The sequence below is a fragment of the Duodenibacillus massiliensis genome (genome assembly GCF_900128485.1).
GTDB classification, from domain to species: Bacteria; Pseudomonadota; Gammaproteobacteria; order Burkholderiales; family Burkholderiaceae_F; genus Duodenibacillus; species Duodenibacillus massiliensis.
The window spans coordinates 392192-410123 of sequence record NZ_LT635860.1; the positions used below are offsets into that span (position 1 = coordinate 392192).

At 57.0% G+C, this 17932-nt stretch carries 17 protein-coding genes; 8 read left to right on the top strand and 9 right to left on the bottom strand.

Annotated features, from left to right (window positions below):
- Window positions 1-565 precede the first annotated feature (565 nt).
- Window positions 566-1717: a porin gene (locus BQ7486_RS07345; protein ID WP_074009538.1), complete on the top strand. Its 1152-nt coding sequence runs from the start codon at window positions 566-568 to the stop codon at window positions 1715-1717.
- A 104-nt stretch (window positions 1718-1821) separates the two neighbouring features.
- Here the strand turns inward: BQ7486_RS07345 and BQ7486_RS12250 are convergent, their stop codons facing one another.
- The 5 genes from BQ7486_RS12250 to BQ7486_RS07365 all read right to left on the bottom strand — a co-directional run bounded on the left by BQ7486_RS12250 (window position 1822) and on the right by BQ7486_RS07365 (window position 6538).
- Window positions 1822-2643: a CapA family protein gene (locus BQ7486_RS12250; protein ID WP_235836758.1), complete on the bottom strand. Its 822-nt coding sequence runs from the start codon at window positions 2641-2643 to the stop codon at window positions 1822-1824.
- A 14-nt stretch (window positions 2644-2657) separates the two neighbouring features.
- Window positions 2658-3119 (bottom strand): CapA family protein, encoded by a 462-nt coding sequence (locus BQ7486_RS12255; protein WP_235836759.1) that lies wholly within the window; start codon window positions 3117-3119, stop codon window positions 2658-2660.
- Between the two features lie 48 nt (window positions 3120-3167).
- On the bottom strand, window positions 3168-3746 hold the full coding sequence (locus BQ7486_RS07355) for an anthranilate synthase component II (protein WP_074009539.1): 579 nt from the start codon (window positions 3744-3746) through the stop codon (window positions 3168-3170).
- A 3-nt stretch (window positions 3747-3749) separates the two neighbouring features.
- A complete protein-coding gene (gene trpE / locus BQ7486_RS07360) occupies window positions 3750-5246 on the bottom strand; it encodes an anthranilate synthase component I (protein WP_074009573.1) in 1497 nt (498 codons plus the stop codon).
- A 479-nt stretch (window positions 5247-5725) separates the two neighbouring features.
- Window positions 5726-6538 carry a MetQ/NlpA family ABC transporter substrate-binding protein gene (locus BQ7486_RS07365; RefSeq protein WP_074009540.1) on the bottom strand — a complete coding sequence of 271 codons (813 nt, stop codon included), beginning with the start codon at window positions 6536-6538 and terminating at the stop codon, window positions 5726-5728.
- Window positions 6539-6810: 272 nt separating this feature from the next.
- Here BQ7486_RS07365 and BQ7486_RS07370 point away from each other — a divergent pair, with 272 nt between their 5' ends.
- Together BQ7486_RS07370 and BQ7486_RS07375 are read left to right on the top strand one after the other, a co-directional pair.
- Complete coding sequence (locus tag BQ7486_RS07370; protein ID WP_074009541.1) at window positions 6811-7149, top strand: P-II family nitrogen regulator; 339 nt, start codon at window positions 6811-6813, stop codon at window positions 7147-7149.
- A gap of 30 nt (window positions 7150-7179) precedes the next feature.
- Entirely contained in the window at window positions 7180-8454 is a 1275-nt protein-coding gene (locus BQ7486_RS07375) for an ammonium transporter (protein WP_074009574.1), read from the top strand.
- Between the two features lie 431 nt (window positions 8455-8885).
- Here BQ7486_RS07375 and BQ7486_RS07385 read toward each other — a convergent pair whose 3' ends face one another.
- Complete coding sequence (locus BQ7486_RS07385) at window positions 8886-9827, bottom strand: electron transfer flavoprotein subunit alpha/FixB family protein (protein WP_074009543.1); 942 nt, start codon at window positions 9825-9827, stop codon at window positions 8886-8888.
- Window positions 9828-9845: 18 nt separating this feature from the next.
- Complete coding sequence (locus tag BQ7486_RS07390) at window positions 9846-10595, bottom strand: electron transfer flavoprotein subunit beta/FixA family protein (protein WP_074009575.1); 750 nt, start codon at window positions 10593-10595, stop codon at window positions 9846-9848.
- Window positions 10596-10947: 352 nt separating this feature from the next.
- Between BQ7486_RS07390 and BQ7486_RS07395 the strand changes: the two genes are divergently transcribed.
- From BQ7486_RS07395 to BQ7486_RS07405, 3 genes are all read left to right on the top strand, one after another.
- Entirely contained in the window at window positions 10948-12594 is a 1647-nt protein-coding gene (locus BQ7486_RS07395) for a formate--tetrahydrofolate ligase (RefSeq protein WP_074009544.1), read from the top strand.
- 127 nt (window positions 12595-12721) lie between these two features.
- On the top strand, window positions 12722-14254 hold the full coding sequence (locus BQ7486_RS07400) for an alanine/glycine:cation symporter family protein (protein WP_074009545.1): 1533 nt from the start codon (window positions 12722-12724) through the stop codon (window positions 14252-14254).
- A 55-nt stretch (window positions 14255-14309) separates the two neighbouring features.
- Window positions 14310-14543 carry a hypothetical protein gene (locus BQ7486_RS07405; RefSeq protein WP_022373059.1) on the top strand — a complete coding sequence of 78 codons (234 nt, stop codon included), beginning with the start codon at window positions 14310-14312 and terminating at the stop codon, window positions 14541-14543.
- A gap of 186 nt (window positions 14544-14729) precedes the next feature.
- Here BQ7486_RS07405 and BQ7486_RS07410 read toward each other — a convergent pair whose 3' ends face one another.
- Together BQ7486_RS07410 and istB are read right to left on the bottom strand one after the other, a co-directional pair.
- A complete protein-coding gene (locus BQ7486_RS07410) occupies window positions 14730-15347 on the bottom strand; it encodes a DNA-binding protein (RefSeq protein WP_074009191.1) in 618 nt (205 codons plus the stop codon).
- 48 nt (window positions 15348-15395) lie between these two features.
- Window positions 15396-16187, bottom strand: a complete 792-nt coding sequence (gene istB, locus BQ7486_RS07415) for an IS21-like element helper ATPase IstB (RefSeq protein ID WP_074008582.1) — start codon at window positions 16185-16187, stop codon at window positions 15396-15398.
- A gap of 228 nt (window positions 16188-16415) precedes the next feature.
- On the opposite strand from istB, the gene BQ7486_RS07425 reads away from it, so the two are divergent.
- Window positions 16416-16751: a GIY-YIG nuclease family protein gene (locus BQ7486_RS07425; protein ID WP_084765786.1), complete on the top strand. Its 336-nt coding sequence runs from the start codon at window positions 16416-16418 to the stop codon at window positions 16749-16751.
- A 135-nt stretch (window positions 16752-16886) separates the two neighbouring features.
- A partial coding sequence (locus BQ7486_RS12500) for a hypothetical protein (protein WP_477174921.1) occupies window positions 16887-17932 on the top strand: 1046 nt, incomplete at its 3' end.

Below are 17932 nucleotides of genomic sequence, written 5' to 3' on the forward strand. Positions count from 1 at the left end.
GACCGAGCAGACGGTGGGCGCGGCTTGCCAGCATCGCCCGGCGCCCTTCGGCGTTGGGCGAGGTAAGCGTCACCATCCGGTCCCGGTCCACGCTTTTAATTGTGTAAAACCCGGCCTGCGCCATCAGAAGCTCGATGCGGAAGTCACGGTCTGTCTTGTGCTCGGCCGTTGCTGCCTACTACCAGGACGATCAGGACACCGGTACGACCTCAACGAAGCCGACGACCACCAATGTCTTCGTCGGTATGCGTCACACGTTCTGATTTAAGTCGAAATTAGCGACATGAGTTGAACCAGAACTCCCCTTGAGGATTTACGCTGTCAAGGGGAGTTTTTTTATAGCTGAAAACCGCGCCACAACTGGATTTTCAAGCGACTGTGCAATTTGTGTCTCAGGGTTAATACTGTAGGAGTTTTAACAAATCGGAGAATATTTGTATGTGCTTCTGATTAAACACATAATGGTGACGCCTAGAAAGGCCCGCTGGCGGCCGCTTTTATTGCAAGAGTTTGAAGCGGCATGACTACACCGGCGGCTAGCTAAGAATTTTGGAGATCTCCTAAAATGAAAAAGACACTTGCTGCAGTTGCTGTTCTCGGCGCTTTTGCCGGTTCCGCTGTCGCTGCTGACGTGACCCTTTACGGTTTGGTCGATTACGGTGTTCGTTATCAGAACCTTGATGCTGATAAAGCCGGCGTTGACAAAACCAACAAAGTCGACATGAAGTCCGGTGCCAACAGCGGCTCCCGCTTCGGCCTGAAGGGTACGGAAGACCTTGGCAACGGTGTTAAGGTTGGTTTCGTCCTTGAAAACGGTTTCGACGCCGATACCGGTGCTCTCGGCGACAAGAAGGGTAATCGTCTCTTCGACCGTGAAGCTCAGCTCTTCGTCGACGGCAGCTTCGGCCGCGTTTCCTTCGGCCGCGTCGGCCAGCTTGCCAGCGCCAACGGCTCCTACGGCCTGCTCGGCGTGACGGGCCCGTTCTCCACAGGTTACGGTGATGCCACCAGCGGTCTTAAGTTCGTTGGTGCCAACGGCTTTACCCGTTTTGACAACACGATTACCTACATGACTCCGTCCTTTGGCGGTCTGACCGTTTACGCTCAGTATTCTTCCAGCGTCAGCAGCAGCGGCACGGAAAATGAATCTGACACCGACCGAGCTTACGGCATTGGTGCCAAGTTTGTTGGCGCCGGCCTCACCCTCGTTGGTGTTGTGGACAGCACCAATTACCAGTCTTTCGGCTCGGGCGCTGTATCCAAGGACATGGACGATGCCCTGACGGTTACCCTCGGCGGTAATTACGACTTCCAGGTTGCCAAGGTCTACTTCGGCGGCCAGTATTTCGACAATGCCAAGACGGTAGCGACCACCAACGTGATCGATGATGCGAACAAGGCTAAGATTGGCACGGGTTATACGCTCGGCTCCCTGGGTGCCGAGGGCTGGGGTCTTGGCCTCGGTGTTGGCGTTCCTGTCATGGGCGGTACCGCTTCTGCCTACGCCGGCTACCTCGATGCTGACTCCGTCGATGACTCCGATGCTTCTCTGAAGCGCTTCACCGGCGCTGTTGGCTACAGCTACACCTTCAGCAAGCGTACCAGCATGTACTCCACCCTCTCCTACACGAAGGACGAATACAAAGCCAATGGTACCGCCGACAAGGTCAAGCCGACCTCTGTTGAAGCCATCGTTGGCCTGATCCACAAGTTCTAATCCGACTTGCGTGATTACTGATAAGCCCTGCCCCTCGTGACAGGGCTTAAAAAGGAAAGCTCCCAAGCCGCAAGGTTCGGGAGCTTTTTCGTTGCCCGTCAGTTTCAGAGTCCGATGCTTCCCACGCCCTCTTCATCCACGGAGATCTCCGTACCATAGGATTTGGAGAGCCCAGCCAAATAAAGCATCGGTTCCCTCGCCCTGGTTAACCGCGGCAGCCCCCGCTGCGACCGAGGCAACTTCTGCCCCAAATCCACGGGATAGAGCTTCACTTCCGTCACGCGCCCATTGTCCACCGTAAAGCCCGGCAGCACCGCGCGCCAAATGTTTTCCTGCACAACGTAACCACGCGTGCCGTTAAGGCTTCGCTGATCCATGTATTCGCCAACCTTCGTGTCCAGCGTAAAGCCCTTGTTTAAGAAGGCGTCCGCCGGTTGCACCGCCACGGTCTCGGTCTCAAAGATGAAGTTCCCGATACTGTAGAAAATGACGCCGCCCCTGTAGAGTTCAATGCCGCGCATCTCATGGGGCCCGTGCCCGATAACGGCGTTTGCCCCGGCATCAATCACGGCGTGTGCAAAGGTTTCAAGAAACTCTGCGGGTTCGTTACTCTTCCGTGCCCGCATCTCGTGAGCGTGCAGGCTCACGAGAACCACGTCGGCCTGGCGGCGTGCTTCCCGCACTTCTGCCGTAATGCGAGCGAGGTCCCTGGAGTTCGGAACCGTCTCCACGTGTTCAGCGCCGTCGGTCAGTCGAAACTCAATGTTTCCAAGCGTAAAGGAACCTTCCGGGAAGGGATTGGTGTAGCCGTTGGCAATCGAAAGTTCTTTGGCGGCATTAATGAGCGTCACGTCCGCCAATTCTTTGGCCATTGCAAAGTGTTGGGCATTGACGTGGTGGATGCGCTTAAAGCGTAAAGGATTCAAACCGGGCCGCCCCTTCACATCGGGCCCTGGGTGCCAGCGGCAGCTTCCGGCGCAAAGGTCGCGGTAACACCAATCATTGCAACGCGGGCCCGGGGCGTTTCAAGCATGGCTGCGCGCGTCGCATCAGTGAGGTTGCGGCCGGTGCCCGCATAGACCATTTGGCGCTCTTCTAGGTGCCGCAATGTTGCCAGGATCCCGTCCTGGCTGTAGTCACCGGTGTGGTTGTTCGCGGTATTAAAGAGGTTAAACCCAAAGCGCCGGATGTCGTCCAAGGTTTCCGGCGGCGACATCGCCCAGGTGCCGCCGCTTGTGGCCGCAGGCGTTCCCTCGTGCCACTGAAAGGTGGACTCGAGATTGACAAAGGCCGCATCAAAGGTACGGATGAGCCCCGCGAGTTCCTCAAACCCTTCGTAACCCTTTTCGGGCAGCCGGCGCGTGATAAAACTGTCACCCGCCGCAATGATCCGGACAGCCATAACCTCTTCTCCTTTGTGTTGCTACAGAGAAGAGATTAGCAAAAGCGGTTAACGCGTGCCGCCCGTCATTTTGAGGAAGTTTGCGAGCATCTCGTGCCCGTATTCACTCGCAACCGACTCGGGGTGAAACTGCACGCCTTCAACCATGAGTTCCTTATGCCGCACGCCCTGAATCTCGCCGTCGTCACTGACCGCCGAAATTTCAAGGCACGCCGGGCACGTTGCGCGGTCAATCACAAGCGAGTGGTAGCGCGCAACCGTGATTTTTTCCGGTAACCCCGCAAAAACGCCCTTGCCGTCGGCGGTAATCACGTCGGTCTTTCCGTGCATGAGGCGCTTGGCGCGCACAATCTTGCCCCCGAAGGCCTCGCCGATTGCCTGATGCCCGAGGCAGACGCCTAAGACCGGGACCTTCCCGGCAAAATATTTGATCGCCTCAAGGCTTACGCCGGCTTCTTTCGGAGAACAGGGACCGGGCGACACACAGACGCGCTCCGGCTTCATGGCAGCCAGGGCCGCCACGTCTGCCGCATCGTTACGGACCACCCGCACGTCTTCGCCGAGCTCCCCGAAGTACTGCACGAGGTTATAGGTAAAGCTGTCGTAGTTATCGATCATCAAAAGCATTTTCTAGTTCCCCTGCAGGCCGAATTCGGCTTCTTCTGCGGCGCGCAGCACGGCGCGCGCCTTCATCTCGGTTTCCTTCCATTCAAATTCCGGGACGGAGTCCGCCACAATACCGGCGGCCGCCTGCGCGTAAAGCACCTTGTTTTTAATCACCGCAGTGCGGATCGCAATCGCCATATCCATTTCGCCCGCGTAAGAGAAGTACCCCACGGCGCCGCCGTAGATGCCGCGCTTCACCGGTTCCAATTCATCGATGATTTCCATCGCGCGGATTTTCGGAGCGCCCGTGAGTGTCCCCGCCGGGAATGTCGCCTTTAAAACGTCCATCGGGGTCATGCCGTCCTTCATTTCGCCTTCGACGTGGCTCACCAGATGCTGCACCTGAGAGTACCGTTCAATGGCGTACTGTTCCGTCACATGCACGGTCCCCGTTTTGGCGATGCGCCCGATGTCGTTTCTGGCCAAATCAATAAGCATTAAGTGTTCGGCGCGCTCTTTGGGATCATTTTTGAGTTCTTGAGCCAACGCCGCGTCTTTTTCAGGCGTCGCTCCCCGGGCGCGGGTGCCCGCAATCGGACGGATGGCGGCAATAAAACGGCCGTCCCGCTTTTCCTCCCGCACGAGAATTTCGGGCGAGGCCCCCACCACGTAGAAGTCCCCAAAGTTGTAGTAATACATGTAAGGGGACGGGTTCAACGTTCTCAGAGCCCGGTAAAGCGTGATCGGGTTTTCGGTAAAAGGCCGCTCAATACGCTGCCCAATCTGCACCTGCATCAGATCCCCCGCGGCAATGTAGTCCTTGGCGCGGATCACGGCCTTTAAGTAGTCGTCCTTTTTAAAGGGGCGCTCGGCTTCGTGCGCGGTGCCCGCGCCGCTGTAAGGGGCCTGCACACTCTTAGCGAGCTCTTCCTTTAAAAAGCGCAGACGGCGGCGGGCTTTCAAAAATGCGTCCGGTTCACGGGGATCCACGTTCAAAATGAAGTAGAGGCGCCCTGCGAGGTTATCAACCGCCACGAGTTCATCGCACAACAAAAGCTCGATGTCGGGGACGCCCAAGTCGTCTGCCTTCGGTTTTCCGAGTTTTCCCGGTTCAATAAGCCGCACCGTGTCGTAGCCGAAGTACCCCACAAGCCCCCCGGTAAAGCGCGGCAATCCGGCCGGCGTATGAATTTTGAAGCGCTTCTGAAAGGCTTCAATGAAATCGAGCGGATCAGTATCCGTCACGCGTTCCGTCACCTTCCCGTCCGTTATGACTTCGGTGACGGGCCCGGTTTCGGTGAGTTTCACCGTGATTTTCGTGCGTGCAGGCAGTCCAATGAAGGAGTACCGGGCAAAGCGCGTGCCGCCTTCCACGCTTTCGAGTAAGAAGCTCTCTGCGCGGTTGGCAAGTTTCAGGTAAATCGAAAGCGGGGTGTCAAGGTCCGCGAGGCACTGCTCCACCACTGCAATACGGTTGTAGCCTTCGTCGGCAAGCGCTTTCAATTCATTTTCTGTGAGCATTGGGTTCTCCGGTTCAGCCGCCTCGGTCACCCGCCGTCCGCCCCTCTGTGGATCACGGGGCAGACATAACGGCACAAAGCGGCCTCGAAAAAAAAAAATGGGTTTTCAAAGGAGGAAAACGGGGCCGGCAGCGAGGGGGAAAAAACCCCTGAAGGCCGGCAGGCACTGCGGCTGGTACGACACGCAGCGCGCAGGAAGATGTCAGGACAAGCGGCGCCATGACCAAGCCCCCCGTGCATACCAGCCTTCAGGCTTGGCGGCACGGATTGCCCGGGTAAAACTCTCAGCAAAGGAAAGTTTGGTCATGACAGTCCGAAATTTTGATAAATGAAGCGCGAGTAAGCCTCACGCAGTCAGCAGATTGTGCCAAAGAAAAGGGCCCGCGCGGGGCCCTTTTTCCGCCTTACACCGGCTTTAAAGCCGGTTTATGCATTTCGTCAAGCAGGCTAAGGCGTTTTAGTTGGATGCAGGAATGCACATCAGAAGGCCGGCACCACCGCACCCTTGTATTTTTCCTCAAGGAACTTCTTCACGTCCGGCGAACGCAGGGCGTCCGCAAGTTTCTTCAATTCCGGACGGTTGTCCCCGGTGCGGATGGCGACAACGTTCGCGTAAGGCGAGTCCTTGGCTTCAATCGCAAGCGAGTCCTTGGCGGGATTTAAGCCCACGCCCATGGCGAAGTTGGAATTGATGACCGCGGCGTCAACGTCGTCGAGTGTTCTCGGCAGCGTTGCGGCTTCCAGTTCCACGAGCTGAAAGTTCTTCGTGTTGTTGATGACGTCAGCCGGCGTCCCCTTCACACCCACGCCATCCTTGAGCCCGAAAAGCCCGGCGTCAGCAAGAACTTTGAGCGCACGGCCGCCGTTCGTGGGATCATTCGGGATCGCAATCTTGGCACCTTCGGGGAGGTCCTTGAGGCTTTTCACCTTACGGGAATAAACGCCCATCGGTTCAATGTGCACCGAGCAGAGAACGGAAAGTTTCAGCCCCCGCTCCGCCGAGAACGTATCAAGGTAGGGCTTGTGCTGGAAGAAGTTCGCATCGAGTTCCTTATCGGACAACGCGAGGTTCGGCTTCACGTAGTCGGAAAATTCCACGACCTTCAGATTCACGCCCTCTTTTTTGAGTGTGGGCTCAATGAATTTGAGAATATCGGCGTGGGGCACCGGTGTTGCGCCCACCGTAAGCGTGACAGCCTTGGGGGCCTCAGGGGTATTGTCCCCGCAGCCGGTGAGTCCGAAAGCCAGAACGGCTGCGCCGCAAAGGGCGGCCGTGAGAGTGCGTCGCTGCATTGTCTTTTTCTCCGAATGTTGTTGGTCCGGGAACAGATCCCCGTTTTCAATGTGTGCGGCTGAGTTTAAGGCAAAGAGAGCTCTTATGCCGTGGTAATACCGCATGCGCCTTTTTGGTGCAGCCCTCTCCCCAAATCCATGCACGTTTCCGGTGCATCCGCACGCTTCTTCAGAAACCATGCGTTTTCACGTTTTGGCACGCTTTTTGCATTGGTTCCCGCAGAAGAAGAACAACCGTTCTTCAGAGAAAAACAACCAACAGGGAATTTGCCATGAAGTACATCATTGCCATCGTCAAGCCCTTCAAACTCGACGAAGTCCGTGAAACCCTCTCCGACCTCGGGGTTTCCGGCATGACCGTCACCGAAGTCAAAGGCTTCGGGCGCCAGAAGGGCCACACCGAGCTCTACCGCGGTGCCGAATACGTTGTGGACTTTCTGCCCAAGGTGAAGGTCGAAGTGGCCGTTGACGATGCGGTCGCCGAAAGCGCCGTCGAAGCAATCGTCAAAAGCGCCTACACCGGAAAGATCGGTGACGGCAAGGTCTTTGTAATGGATCTTGCCTCAGCCGTGCGGATCCGCACCGGTGAAACCGATGCCGCTGCTGTTTAAGAAACAAACCACAGGGAGACAATGAAAATGATGATGCGGGGAAAATACGCTGCGGCCGCGGCAGTGCTTGCAGGGACGTGCGAAGGCGCCTTTGCGGCATCTCCGGCACTTGATAAGGCCGACGTCGCCTGGATACTCGTTGCGACGATTCTCGTTCTTTTTATGACGATTCCGGGGATTGCCCTTTTTTACGGCGGTATGGCCCGTAAAAAGAACATTCTCTCGATTCTGGCGCAGTCCTCCGTCATCTGCTGCGCCCTGTCGGTGGTCTGGGTGGTGGTCGGATACTCACTGGCATTTACCGAAGGCAACCCGTGGATCGGCAACTTCTCGCAGGCCTTTTTGAGGGGTATTGACATTAAGAGCATGACCGGATCCATTCCGACGCTTCTTTTTGTCTTTTTCCAGATGACCTTTGCGGTGCTCACCGGGGCGCTTATTACCGGCGCCTTTGCGGGCCGCATGAAGTTTTCCGCGATGCTCATCTTCATGGTCGTGTGGTCGGTGCTCGTTTACGCGCCGATCTGCCACTGGGTGTGGTGCGCCGGGGGCTTTTTCTTTGATATGGGAGCGCTCGATTACGCGGGCGGCACCGTGGTGCACATCAACGCCGGTATTGCGGGGCTTGTGGCCTGCATCATGATCGGTAAGCGCCTGGGATACGGTCGTGAAGCGATGAGCCCCTATAACCTGACGCTTACGATGATCGGCGCCTCGGTTCTGTGGGTCGGCTGGATGGGCTTTAACGGCGGTTCTGGCCTTGCTGCCAACGAACGAGCCGTAATGGCGATGATTGTGACGCAGATTGCCGCAGCGGCTGCGGGCTGCGCCTGGATGGCCTGCGAATGGATTGCGCGCGGCAAGCCCTCACTTTTGGGAATGCTCTCGGGTGCCGTGGGCGGTCTCGTTGTGATTACGCCGGCTTCCGGCTTTGTGGAGCCGATGCCGGCCCTTGTGATGGGCTTGATCGGCGGGTGCGTGTGCTTCTGGGGTGCGACGAGCTTAAAGCGGGCGCTTGGTTACGATGATTCGCTCGACGCGTTCGGCGTGCACGGCGTGGGCGGTATTGTGGGTGCGCTTTTAACCGGCGTCTTTGCGACGAGCGCCGTCACCGGTTCTGAACTTCCCCCGATGATGACGCAGGTCGGCATCCAGGCCGCAAGCGTGGTGGCGACGCTGCTTTACGGCGGCATCGTGAGCGCCGTGATTCTCAAGATTATCGACAAGACGATCGGCCTCAGAGTGACGCCTGAGGAAGAACTCACGGGGCTTGACCTCACGCAGCAGGGCGAACGTCTCGGTTAATCCGTTTTCAACCGTCTGCTTGCTTTTACTCCCCTTTCCCGTTGCCGCGGGGATGCGTTCTTCAGAACGCACTGGCGGCGGGAAAGGGCTTTTTTTATGCCCGAAGGAGACAGACGCAAAAGCGGCAGGCACAAAATGGCGGGGCACTTCCCCGCCGTCAGGTGGGCCCGGGTCTTTCGACCAGCCCAAAACGATCAGACGTCTCTGACCGCCCTTACTTTGGATATTAACAGACCGCAACATGCCCGCGGTAAGACTTTTCGGCACGTCAAATATTTTAAAGCCGGAAACCGCGTTGCCACGATTTGTAAGAGCCTACAAATCCGATCTTGCCGTCGTCTTTTCCAATCGAACCAGCAAAGCGGAAAAACGGCTGCCGCAGGGATTTACTCCCCACCGGCAGCCGTCTCAGAACACCGGGCGTCAGCTCTTTAAGCGAGCTTTTCTGTGAGTTCCTTCACAACGGTGTTGGCGTCCGCAACAAGGCCGTAGTCGCACATTTCAAAAATGGGCGCTTCCGCGTCGTTATTCACAGCCACGATGACCTTGGAGTCCTTCATGCCGGCGATGTGCTGAATGGCGCCGGAAATCCCGAAGGCAAAGTAAAGCTCGGGCGCCACGATCTTACCGGTCTGGCCGACCTGGGTTTCGCTCGGCGCAATCTGCTGGTCAACCAACGCGCGGGTGGAACCCACGGCAGCACCGATAACGTCCGCAAGTTTTTCCACCGCCGCAAAACCGGCTTCGTCCAGAACGCCGCGGCCCGCGGCCACAATGCGCTTGGCGCTCACCAAGTCCGGCCGGTCGCTCTTAGTCTGCGTGAGGTTCACAAAGTCAAACTGACGGATGCCCTCAAAGGTTACGGCAAAAGATTGAACCGCAGCCGCCCCGCCTTCAGACGCAACGGGTTCAAACGCGGTCGGGCGCACGGTCATCAGAACCGGGCTTCCCGTCACTTTCACGGTGGCGAGCACTCCGCCCGCGTAGATAAAGCGCCTGAAGGTGTCGGCCGAGACCACGTCGGTTACTTCCGAAACGGCGGGAGCCGCAAGTTCCACCGCCGCGCGGGGCATGGCGGCTTTGCCGCTGCTCCCGGCCGCAAACAAAACGTGCGTATAGCCGCCCGCTTTCACCGCTACGGCAACGGCGTGCCCGAGGGCTTCGGCTTCAAAGTGCGCGAGTTTGGCGTCATCGGTCACGCGCACCTTGGTTACGCCAGCAACTTTCGCTGCGGCTTCACCAGCAGCGCTGCAGCCCGTACCGGCAACGAGGATGTCCACGGTGTCCGAGAGCTTTTTGGCAGCTGCCACCAAAGAAAGCGTCGCGCCCTTAAGACCGGCGTTATCGTGTTCGGCAATCACAAGTACTGTCATTTTCGTTTCCCGTCCGTCTTAAAGAACCTTGGCCTTGTTTTTGAGAACGTCGATCAGTTCATCAACGCTTGCGAGCATCTGACCGGCAGCGCGGGCGGCCGGGTCTTCGGCCTGAATCACCGTCACAGAGGGCGTGAGATCAACGCCGAGGCTTGCCGCATCAAGCGTTTCCACGGGCTTTTTGCGGGCCTTCATCATGTTGGGAAGCGTCACGTAGCGGGGTTCGGCAAGCCTCAAGTCCGCGGAGACCACGCAGGGCAAAGCCGCCGAGACTTCCATGAGTCCCTCGTCGGTTTCCCGGCGCACAAAGGCCGTGCCGTTTTCAACGCGCAGGGCGTCGGCACAGGCGGCAAACGGGAGATTAAGGATGGCAGACACCATGGCCGTGGCCTGGGCGCTGTCGTCGTCAATGGCCTGCTTACCCATCAGAATCAGGTCCGGCGCTTCATTCTTTGCGACCGCCGCAATGATGCGTGCTGCGGCAGCGGGGTCCGCTACGGCTTCAAGCGTTACGTGGATTGCGCGGTCTGCGCCCATTGCCATGGCGGTGCGCAGCTGATCAACGGCTTTGGCAGGCCCCACGGTAAGCGCCACCACTTCGGCGGCGGCCCCCGTTTCCTTCAGACGCACCGCGGCTTCCACGGCGATTTCGTCAAAGGGGTTCATCGACATCTTGGCCGCTTCAATATCGGGCCCGCTTTTATCGGCCTTGGCATGGACCTTGACGTTGTAGTCCACGACGCGCTTGACGGTCACTAATACTTTCACAGAGAACTCCGCTGCAAAAAAGAGGTTCGGGTGTGTCGGGCGCGGCACTTCGGCCGGCAGGACGCACCGGAAAAAAGAAAACACACCTTCTTTTTTCCAAACTGTCCGCGATTATACGAAGCCGACGCCCGCCCCGCCTCGGCAAAACGCACGATTTCGGGCGCAAAACTGCGTCACAAAACGCACTGTACCCCGAAAGTTCTACAGACAAACGGCGCGGTCTATGGCACACTTAGAAAATTAACTCTGACCCCGCACGCGTGCCTGTCTGCAAAGCGCCCCCCTGCCCGCGTCCGGTTGCGTCCAAAAAGATTTCGGTTTTTTCGTTATTTTGTTATTAAAGGAGCAGCACATGCTTTCTGACATTGAAATTGCCCAGGCCGCCAAACTCAAACGCATCGATGATCTTGCGCACGAATGGGGCCTTGAAGATGCCGAATTCGAACCCTACGGGCGCGACAAGGCCAAGGTAACCCTCAAGCCCTGCCGTAAGGCAGCGGGCAAACTCATTCTCGTGACGGCAACGTCCGGGATGCCCGCCGGGTCCGGTAAGACCACGACTTCGATTGCTCTCGCGCAAGGCATGAACCGTCTCGGCAAAAAAGCGGTTTTGGCGCTCAGAGAACCGTCGCTTGGGCCCGTCTTCGGCATGAAGGGCGGCGCCGCAGGCGGCGGTTACTCGCAGGTGCTGCCGATGGAATCAATCAACCTGCATTTCACCGGAGACTTTCACGCGATCACGGCCGCAAACAATCTTTTGGCCGCTTTGATTGACAACGCCCGTCACCAGGGTCAGGTAGACCTCAAGGAAGTGATCTGGAAGCGCGTTTTGGACGTCAACGACCGTCAGCTCCGTAACATTGTTGACGGCTTGGGCGGGCCCGCCAACGGCATCCCCACCGAAACCGGTTTTGACATCACGGCGGCGAGCGAACTGATGGCTGTGATTTGCCTTGCTGCGGGCGAAGAAGACCTGCGCGCACGCATTGACCGGCTCGTTGTGGGCATCAAGCGTGACGGCACGGCCTATACCTGTAAGGAACTCGGTGCCACGGGCGCGCTGATGGCCTTGCTGCTTGAAGCCGTCAAACCAAACCTCGTGCAGACCCTGGAAGGCACCCCCGCCTTCGTGCACGGCGGCCCCTTTGCCAACATCGCCCACGGCTGCAACTCGGTCGCGGCCACGAAAGCCGCACTCACGATGGGTGAATTTGCGATTACGGAAGCGGGCTTCGGGTCAGACCTCGGTGCCGAGAAGTTCTACGACATCAAGTGCCGGGCTGCGGGCCTGACGCCTTCTGCGGCTGTGCTTGTCACCAGCCTTCGCGCGCTGCACTGGCACGGAGGTGTGGCGCTGCCTGAAATCGGCAAACCCAATATGGAGGCCTTAAAGCAGGGGCTCTGCAACCTTGAAGCCCACATCGACAACCTCAAGGCTTTCGGGCCCGCCGTTGTGGTGTCCGTGAATCACTTTGCCGGGGACGACGAAGCCGAACTCAAGGTGCTCTTTGACTGCGCCAAGGCGAAGGGCGTGCGGATTGCGCTTTCCGACGGTTTTGCTTTGGGCGGCAAGGGTGCCGAGGACCTCGCCCGCGAGGTGCTTGCAGCCTGTGAGGGAGATCCGAAACCCCTTAACTACGCCTACCCCGAAGACGCCGACGTCGTCACCAAAACGAAGATGGTGGCCGAGCGCGTTTACGGCGCGGCAGGCATCACGCTGTCAGATGCCGCCAAGAAGGACTTAAAGCGCATCACGGATCTTGGTTTTGACAAGCTCCCCGTCTGTATCGCCAAAACCCCCTTCTCCCTTACCGCGGACCCCAAAAAGCTCGGTGCCCCGAAGGGCTTTACGCTGCCGGTGGCGCGCCTCATTCTTAATGCCGGTGCGGGCTTTGTGGTTGTGACGACGGGTTCCATCATGCGCATGCCGGGTTTGCCCAAGGTCCCGGCCGCGCTTCAGATTGATGTGAAGGACGGCAAAATCACGGGCCTTGCCTAACATTAATTCCTGACGCACAAACGGCGAAAGCGCAGTATCTTTGCGCTTTCGCCGTTTGATCTTTCAAGGGCACAGCCCTTGGTGCCCTCATAAAAAAACGAATATAAATACAGCGGAGACTTTTGTTGTGACTGAGTTTGCCAATCAGGTTTACGAGATTGTCTGGAGTCCCTTTCTCGTTTATATCCTTCTAGGAACCGGGCTCTACTTTTCCCTGAGATCGCGGTTTGTGCAGCTGAGAATGGTGGGCGAAATGCTGCGCCTCATGTTTCAGCGCAAAAACGACAATTCCGGCGTCTCCTCCTTTCAGGCGCTTTCGATGACGCTTGCCGGGCGCGTCGGTACCGGCAACATCGCGGGCGTTGCCACCGCCATCTGTTTCGGCGGCCCCGGTGCCCTTTTCTGGATGTGGGTGGTGGCGTTTTTAGGCGCCTCCAGTGCCTTTGTGGAATCAACGCTCGGCCAGATCTACAAGGAGCGCATCAACGGCGAATGCACGGGCGGCCCCGCCTTTTATATTGAGCACGGTGCACGAAGCAAATTCTTTGCCTGGGTATTTGCAATCATTACGCTTTTAGCCTCCGCCGTCCTCTGCCCCGGCGTTCAGAGTAACGCCATCGGCGCAGCAATGGAAAGTGCCTTCGGGATTGAAACCCCGATTTCGGCGGCGCTGATCTGCTCACTGCTGTGCTTCATCGTGTTTGGCGGCTTAAAGCGTATCGCGAGCTTTACGACGGTGGTGGTGCCCTTTATGGCGCTTTCCTACATCGTTGTGGCTCTGATCACGGTCTTTTATAACGTCGACAAGATCCCCGCGGTCTTTCATCTGATTTTCACGTCCGCCTTCGGCATGGATTCGATTTTCGGCGGTATCGTGGGTACCGCTGTGAGCTGGGGCGTAAAGCGCGGGCTTTACTCCAATGAAGCGGGCCAGGGTTCCGGTCCCCACGCGTCTTCGGCGGCGAGCGTCTCGCACCCGGCAAAGCAGGGCCTTGTGCAGGCGTTTTCCGTCTACATCGACACGTGGTTTGTGTGCACTGCCACGGGCCTCATGATTCTTTCCTCGGGCTGCTACAACGTCATAAACCCCGACGGCAAGCCCTTGTTTTCAGGCCTCACCGGTATCGAAGCGGGCCCGGTTTACGCACAGAAAGCCATTGACTCGGTGATGCCCGATTTCGGCTCTCCCTTTGTCGCGTGCGCGCTCTTTTTCTTTGCGTTTACGACGATTCTTGCCTACGCCTACATGGCTGAAACCAACATCAAGTACATCAACCGCACGCTTAACAAACCGTGGCTGCTTTATATCGAACGCGCAATTCTCATCTTCTCGGTGGGCGTATGCACGATCAAGCCCTCAAGCATCGTGTGGCTTTGTGCCGATATCGGCATCGGGCTCATGGCCTGGGTGAACATCCTTGCAATTCTGCGTCTGCACAACACCGCGTTTTTAACGCTCAAAGACTACGAAACGCAGCTTAAAAACGGAATCACGGAACCCGTTTTCCACCCCGAGAAACTCGGCATTGCCCACGCCGATTACTGGCAGGGCAATACCGCGGAAGAAAACCTTGCGGTCGAACAGGCCGAAGGCGTGGAAAACCAGCCCGCCTCCCGGGGCGTGCGAGCCTTTATTCAGAGGTTCTACAACAAGGATTAACCGCACGGGTTTTGCTCTTTTCACGGCCGGATACATTTCCGGCCGTTTTTTTCTGATGCATTACAGCAAACCGCCGCAGAAATTCTCCACGGACGGGATCAACGAATTTTCTGCCCTGTTACTTTCTGCTGTCAGTACGTATGACGGGCTCGTGAGCGCTGCTGAGGCAGCTTGGTTTACTGCCGCTATCGATCTTTCCGAACGTAGCCGGTTGATTCACAGCTTCGCAGGCCGGATTCTGGCCACTGCAAAAAGGCTCGCAAAATCCAAAACGGAGGTTGCACAGTAATGATCTATGCTGTCAAGCGACATAAGAATTGACCCTCAAAACGACATAAAAATTGACCCACCTCCAAAAGGGACAAAAGAACGGCATTTGACGTGCCGACCCTCCACGGCCGGCAGGCCGTGGAGGGGGAAGGCGCGTCAAATGCCGTTCTTGGCCGCCGCCCCCCCCCCGGTTGTTTATTCAAAGCTACCCAACGCAGACCTTGTCCAAGTGTTTGGGATCAAGGAACGGCAACAGCCTCTTCATCGACTGCAGTGACGCCTGTGCTTTGGCTTCCTCCTGAAGCGATTTATCCAAGGCTTCGTGCAATTGGGTGTTTTCTGCTGCAAGGCGCAGATTCTCCGTGTTGGCCTGTTCGAGCGCTCCCTTGAGCTTGGCCAGATCTTCCTGCAAACCACGCACCTGCTCATCGAGTTCTTCGAGTCGGCGCTCCTTCTTCTCCACCGAGGCTAGAGCCTCGTCGGCGGCCTCCCTGACACGGCTTGCCTCGTCGTGTTCGATCTGAAGCCGCGCCTTGGCGCGGCTGTCGATCTGTTCAACCTGGGCCCGAATCATCGGGGCCACGGCTTCCCATACTGCTTTGATGATATTTTCGGCTTCACGTTGTTCGAACCCTGACGGAAGTTCGCCCTTTTGGACAAGCTTTTCTTGTTTCCACTCATTCACTGCCTCCGAGATCGTCCCCAGCGAGCCCTTCCCAATCTTGGCTCGGATGGCACGGATGGACGGCAACTGAAGGTCACTCTCCCGCACGCTCTCTAAAATTTCACGTACAGAATCACTAACACTTTGATCTTTCATCATTTTTAATCTCTTCAAAAATTGCTGTAACGTTACAGCGTAACGTTATTGTTACGACTCGGGACGATTGTCCTTGGTTAAAAGCCCCTTGTTCAGGGCCTGACGGCGATGCTCCCTCAATCGATAGCTGCTTCCCGTGATGGTTAACGCTGTGCTGTGGTGCAGAAGATGATCGAGGATCGTCGCGGCCACCGCTTCGTCGGCAAAGATGAGCCTCCATTCCGAGGGCGGTCGATTACTCGTGATGACCACGCTCTTCTTCTCGTAACGGCGGTTGATCAACTGAAACAGAAGATGTGCTGCCGACGGCGAGAACGGCAGGTAGCCAATCTCATCGATGATGATCACCTGGGGCTTGTTGATTTCCCGCAGCTTCGCTTCCAACGTATCTTCTCTTGACGCCTTCTCAAGCGTGGCGAGCAAATTGGCCGCCGTGTAAAAACGCACGGACCGACCGCTCTCAATGGCCTTGTAGCCAAGCCCGATCGCCAGATGCGTCTTACCCACACCAGGAACGCCGAAGAAGGCGACATTCTCGCCGGCGTCAATCCACTCCAAGCTGGCCAATTCACGGATAGTCCCGGGGTTGATAGACGGCTGCGCCGTCAGATCGAAATCTTCCAGCTTCTTGATCGTCGGCAGATGCGCCGACTGCAGCAACTGCTTGAAGCGATTGCATTCACGCTGTTGCACTTCCTTGCCGAAGGCGTACTCGATAGCCTGACGGGGCGTCATTTTGGCCTGCGCAATATTCTCGAGAACTTCGGTCATGTGGTCGCGCAGATAGGGCAGACGCAAACGATCGGCCAGAGAGCAGAGCCTCTCATCAGATTCACGGCTCATCACTCTTGCTCCTTGGGCTCGGTCCAGCCGATGCTGTCGTCATAGGCACGCGTATCGGCGCTGAGAGCGCTGCGGTGCTCACTGTAAGCTNCGCTTGCGATGCGGCGAAGAAAGATGAACTGATGAACATCGTTTACGCGATGCTTAAAACAGAACACCGCATCCAGCCCAAGGAGGTCGAACTTTACGACCATCGATTGAATTGATTCGTAGCAAAGAGATTGGCAAATGACCAACAAAGGCTTCATCTACATTCTGACAAATCCGTCCTTCCCGGACTATGTCAAGATCGGGTACGCACACGACGTGGAAAAGCGCCTGCAGCAGCTCAATCGAAGCGAGTACATTCCTTTTGCCTTTCGGGTCTATGCGCTCTATGAAGTCGAGCACGTTTTGGCTGACAAGCAGATCCACAAGCTGCTCGACTCTCTGAATCCGGATCTGCGCTCGGTGGTGAGAATTCCTATCGCGGCGAGGACGCGGAGGTGCTACGCCGACGCAGGGAGACGATGCTGGAGGCTCGCAGACGCCATCCGGAGCGCTGGATCACCGGGAGAGTGCTGAACTGTACGCCGATCAAAGAGGTGTGGCTTAACCCCGAAAATGGGCAGTTGGAGGAAAAGCATGCCAAGGCAGCTTGAACAAACGCCCCGCAGCTGCTGCAANCAGACGGGCTTTGACCAGCCCAAACTCTGCGCGATGTACGTGGATAAGGTTATCGGCAACCCTGTTGAGATTGTCCAGACCTACTCGCGCCTCAATCGTATCTACCCAGGAAAGGACAGAACCTTCATTGTCGACTTTGTAAACGACAAGGATTCTGTCATTAACGCGTTCAAGCTCTACGACAGCGGTGCCTCGATCAACGAGGCGCAGGACGTTCAGGTACTCGACAAAATCCGTCGCGCCATTCTTGATGTGGGCATCTTCTCGGAAGAAGACGTGCAGACCTTCACAGAGGATTACTTCACGCCCATGTTGCACCGCTTTGCGCAAGGGGCCAAGGATGATCCGACTGCGCATCAACAGCTCAACGTCTTTTTCTCCGAGCCAGCAAAGATCTATGAAGATCGCCTGCACTCGGCTTACGACTTGTGCAAGCAGTACGAAGAAGAGCACCGCAACGCGGTTCTGTGCAAGGACGAAGATCGGGCAGCGCAAGCCGACAATAATCTCAAGGAAGCCAGCAAAGCCTACGAAAGCGTGAAGCGCTTCAAGTCCAACCTGTCGAGGTTCGGAAGCGCCTACAACTACATTGCGCAGATCACCGACATTAACTCCGGTGAACTCGAAGGCTTCGCGCACTACTGTGCCTTCCTTGTGAAGCTCCTCTCGGGCATCAAACCTGAAGATATCGACTTGTCATCGGTCATCCTGACACACTACGAACTCAAGGCTGATCCAACTTCTCCTCCGGGGGGCGGTGACAAGAATCCCGAGGACGAGGAAGATGTCACGCTCAAGCCCATCACTGGGGGTGGAAGCAATGAGGCCAAGGGGAAGCTCCCCGAGTATCTTGCGGACATTTTGGATGCCATCAGCAATTTTGCGGGTGATCTGGCAAGCACTCAGGATGCCCTTAACTACTGCACGTCGGTTGCCGACAAGGTTGGTGCCAACGACATTGTGCGCGAGCAAGCTCGCAACAATTCCCGAGATGTTGCCAAGAGCGGAGCGATGAACGAGGCTGTCATGAACGCCGTGTTTGAGCTGCTGGAACAGAACCAAAAGCTCACGACGATGGT

Bases quoted from the DNA above. Each gene is read 5' to 3' on its own strand.
- BQ7486_RS07370 (WP_074009541.1), top strand. From the start codon at position 6,811: ATGAAGTACATCATTGCCATCGTCAAGCCCTTCAAACTCGACGAAGTC.
- BQ7486_RS12255 (WP_235836759.1), bottom strand. From the start codon at position 3,119: ATGGCTGTCCGGATCATTGCGGCGGGTGACAGTTTTATCACGCGCCGG.
- BQ7486_RS07410 (WP_074009191.1), bottom strand. From the start codon at position 15,347: ATGATGAAAGATCAAAGTGTTAGTGATTCTGTACGTGAAATTTTAGAG.
- trpE (WP_074009573.1), bottom strand. From the start codon at position 5,246: ATGCTCACAGAAAATGAATTGAAAGCGCTTGCCGACGAAGGCTACAAC.
- BQ7486_RS07425 (WP_084765786.1), top strand. From the start codon at position 16,416: ATGACCAACAAAGGCTTCATCTACATTCTGACAAATCCGTCCTTCCCG.
- BQ7486_RS07375 (WP_074009574.1), top strand. From the start codon at position 7,180: ATGATGCGGGGAAAATACGCTGCGGCCGCGGCAGTGCTTGCAGGGACG.
- BQ7486_RS07405 (WP_022373059.1), top strand. From the start codon at position 14,310: ATGCATTACAGCAAACCGCCGCAGAAATTCTCCACGGACGGGATCAAC.
- BQ7486_RS07355 (WP_074009539.1), bottom strand. From the start codon at position 3,746: ATGCTTTTGATGATCGATAACTACGACAGCTTTACCTATAACCTCGTG.
- BQ7486_RS07365 (WP_074009540.1), bottom strand. From the start codon at position 6,538: ATGCAGCGACGCACTCTCACGGCCGCCCTTTGCGGCGCAGCCGTTCTG.
- istB (WP_074008582.1), bottom strand. From the start codon at position 16,187: ATGAGCCGTGAATCTGATGAGAGGCTCTGCTCTCTGGCCGATCGTTTG.
- BQ7486_RS07345 (WP_074009538.1), top strand. From the start codon at position 566: ATGAAAAAGACACTTGCTGCAGTTGCTGTTCTCGGCGCTTTTGCCGGT.
- BQ7486_RS07395 (WP_074009544.1), top strand. From the start codon at position 10,948: ATGCTTTCTGACATTGAAATTGCCCAGGCCGCCAAACTCAAACGCATC.
- BQ7486_RS07385 (WP_074009543.1), bottom strand. From the start codon at position 9,827: ATGACAGTACTTGTGATTGCCGAACACGATAACGCCGGTCTTAAGGGC.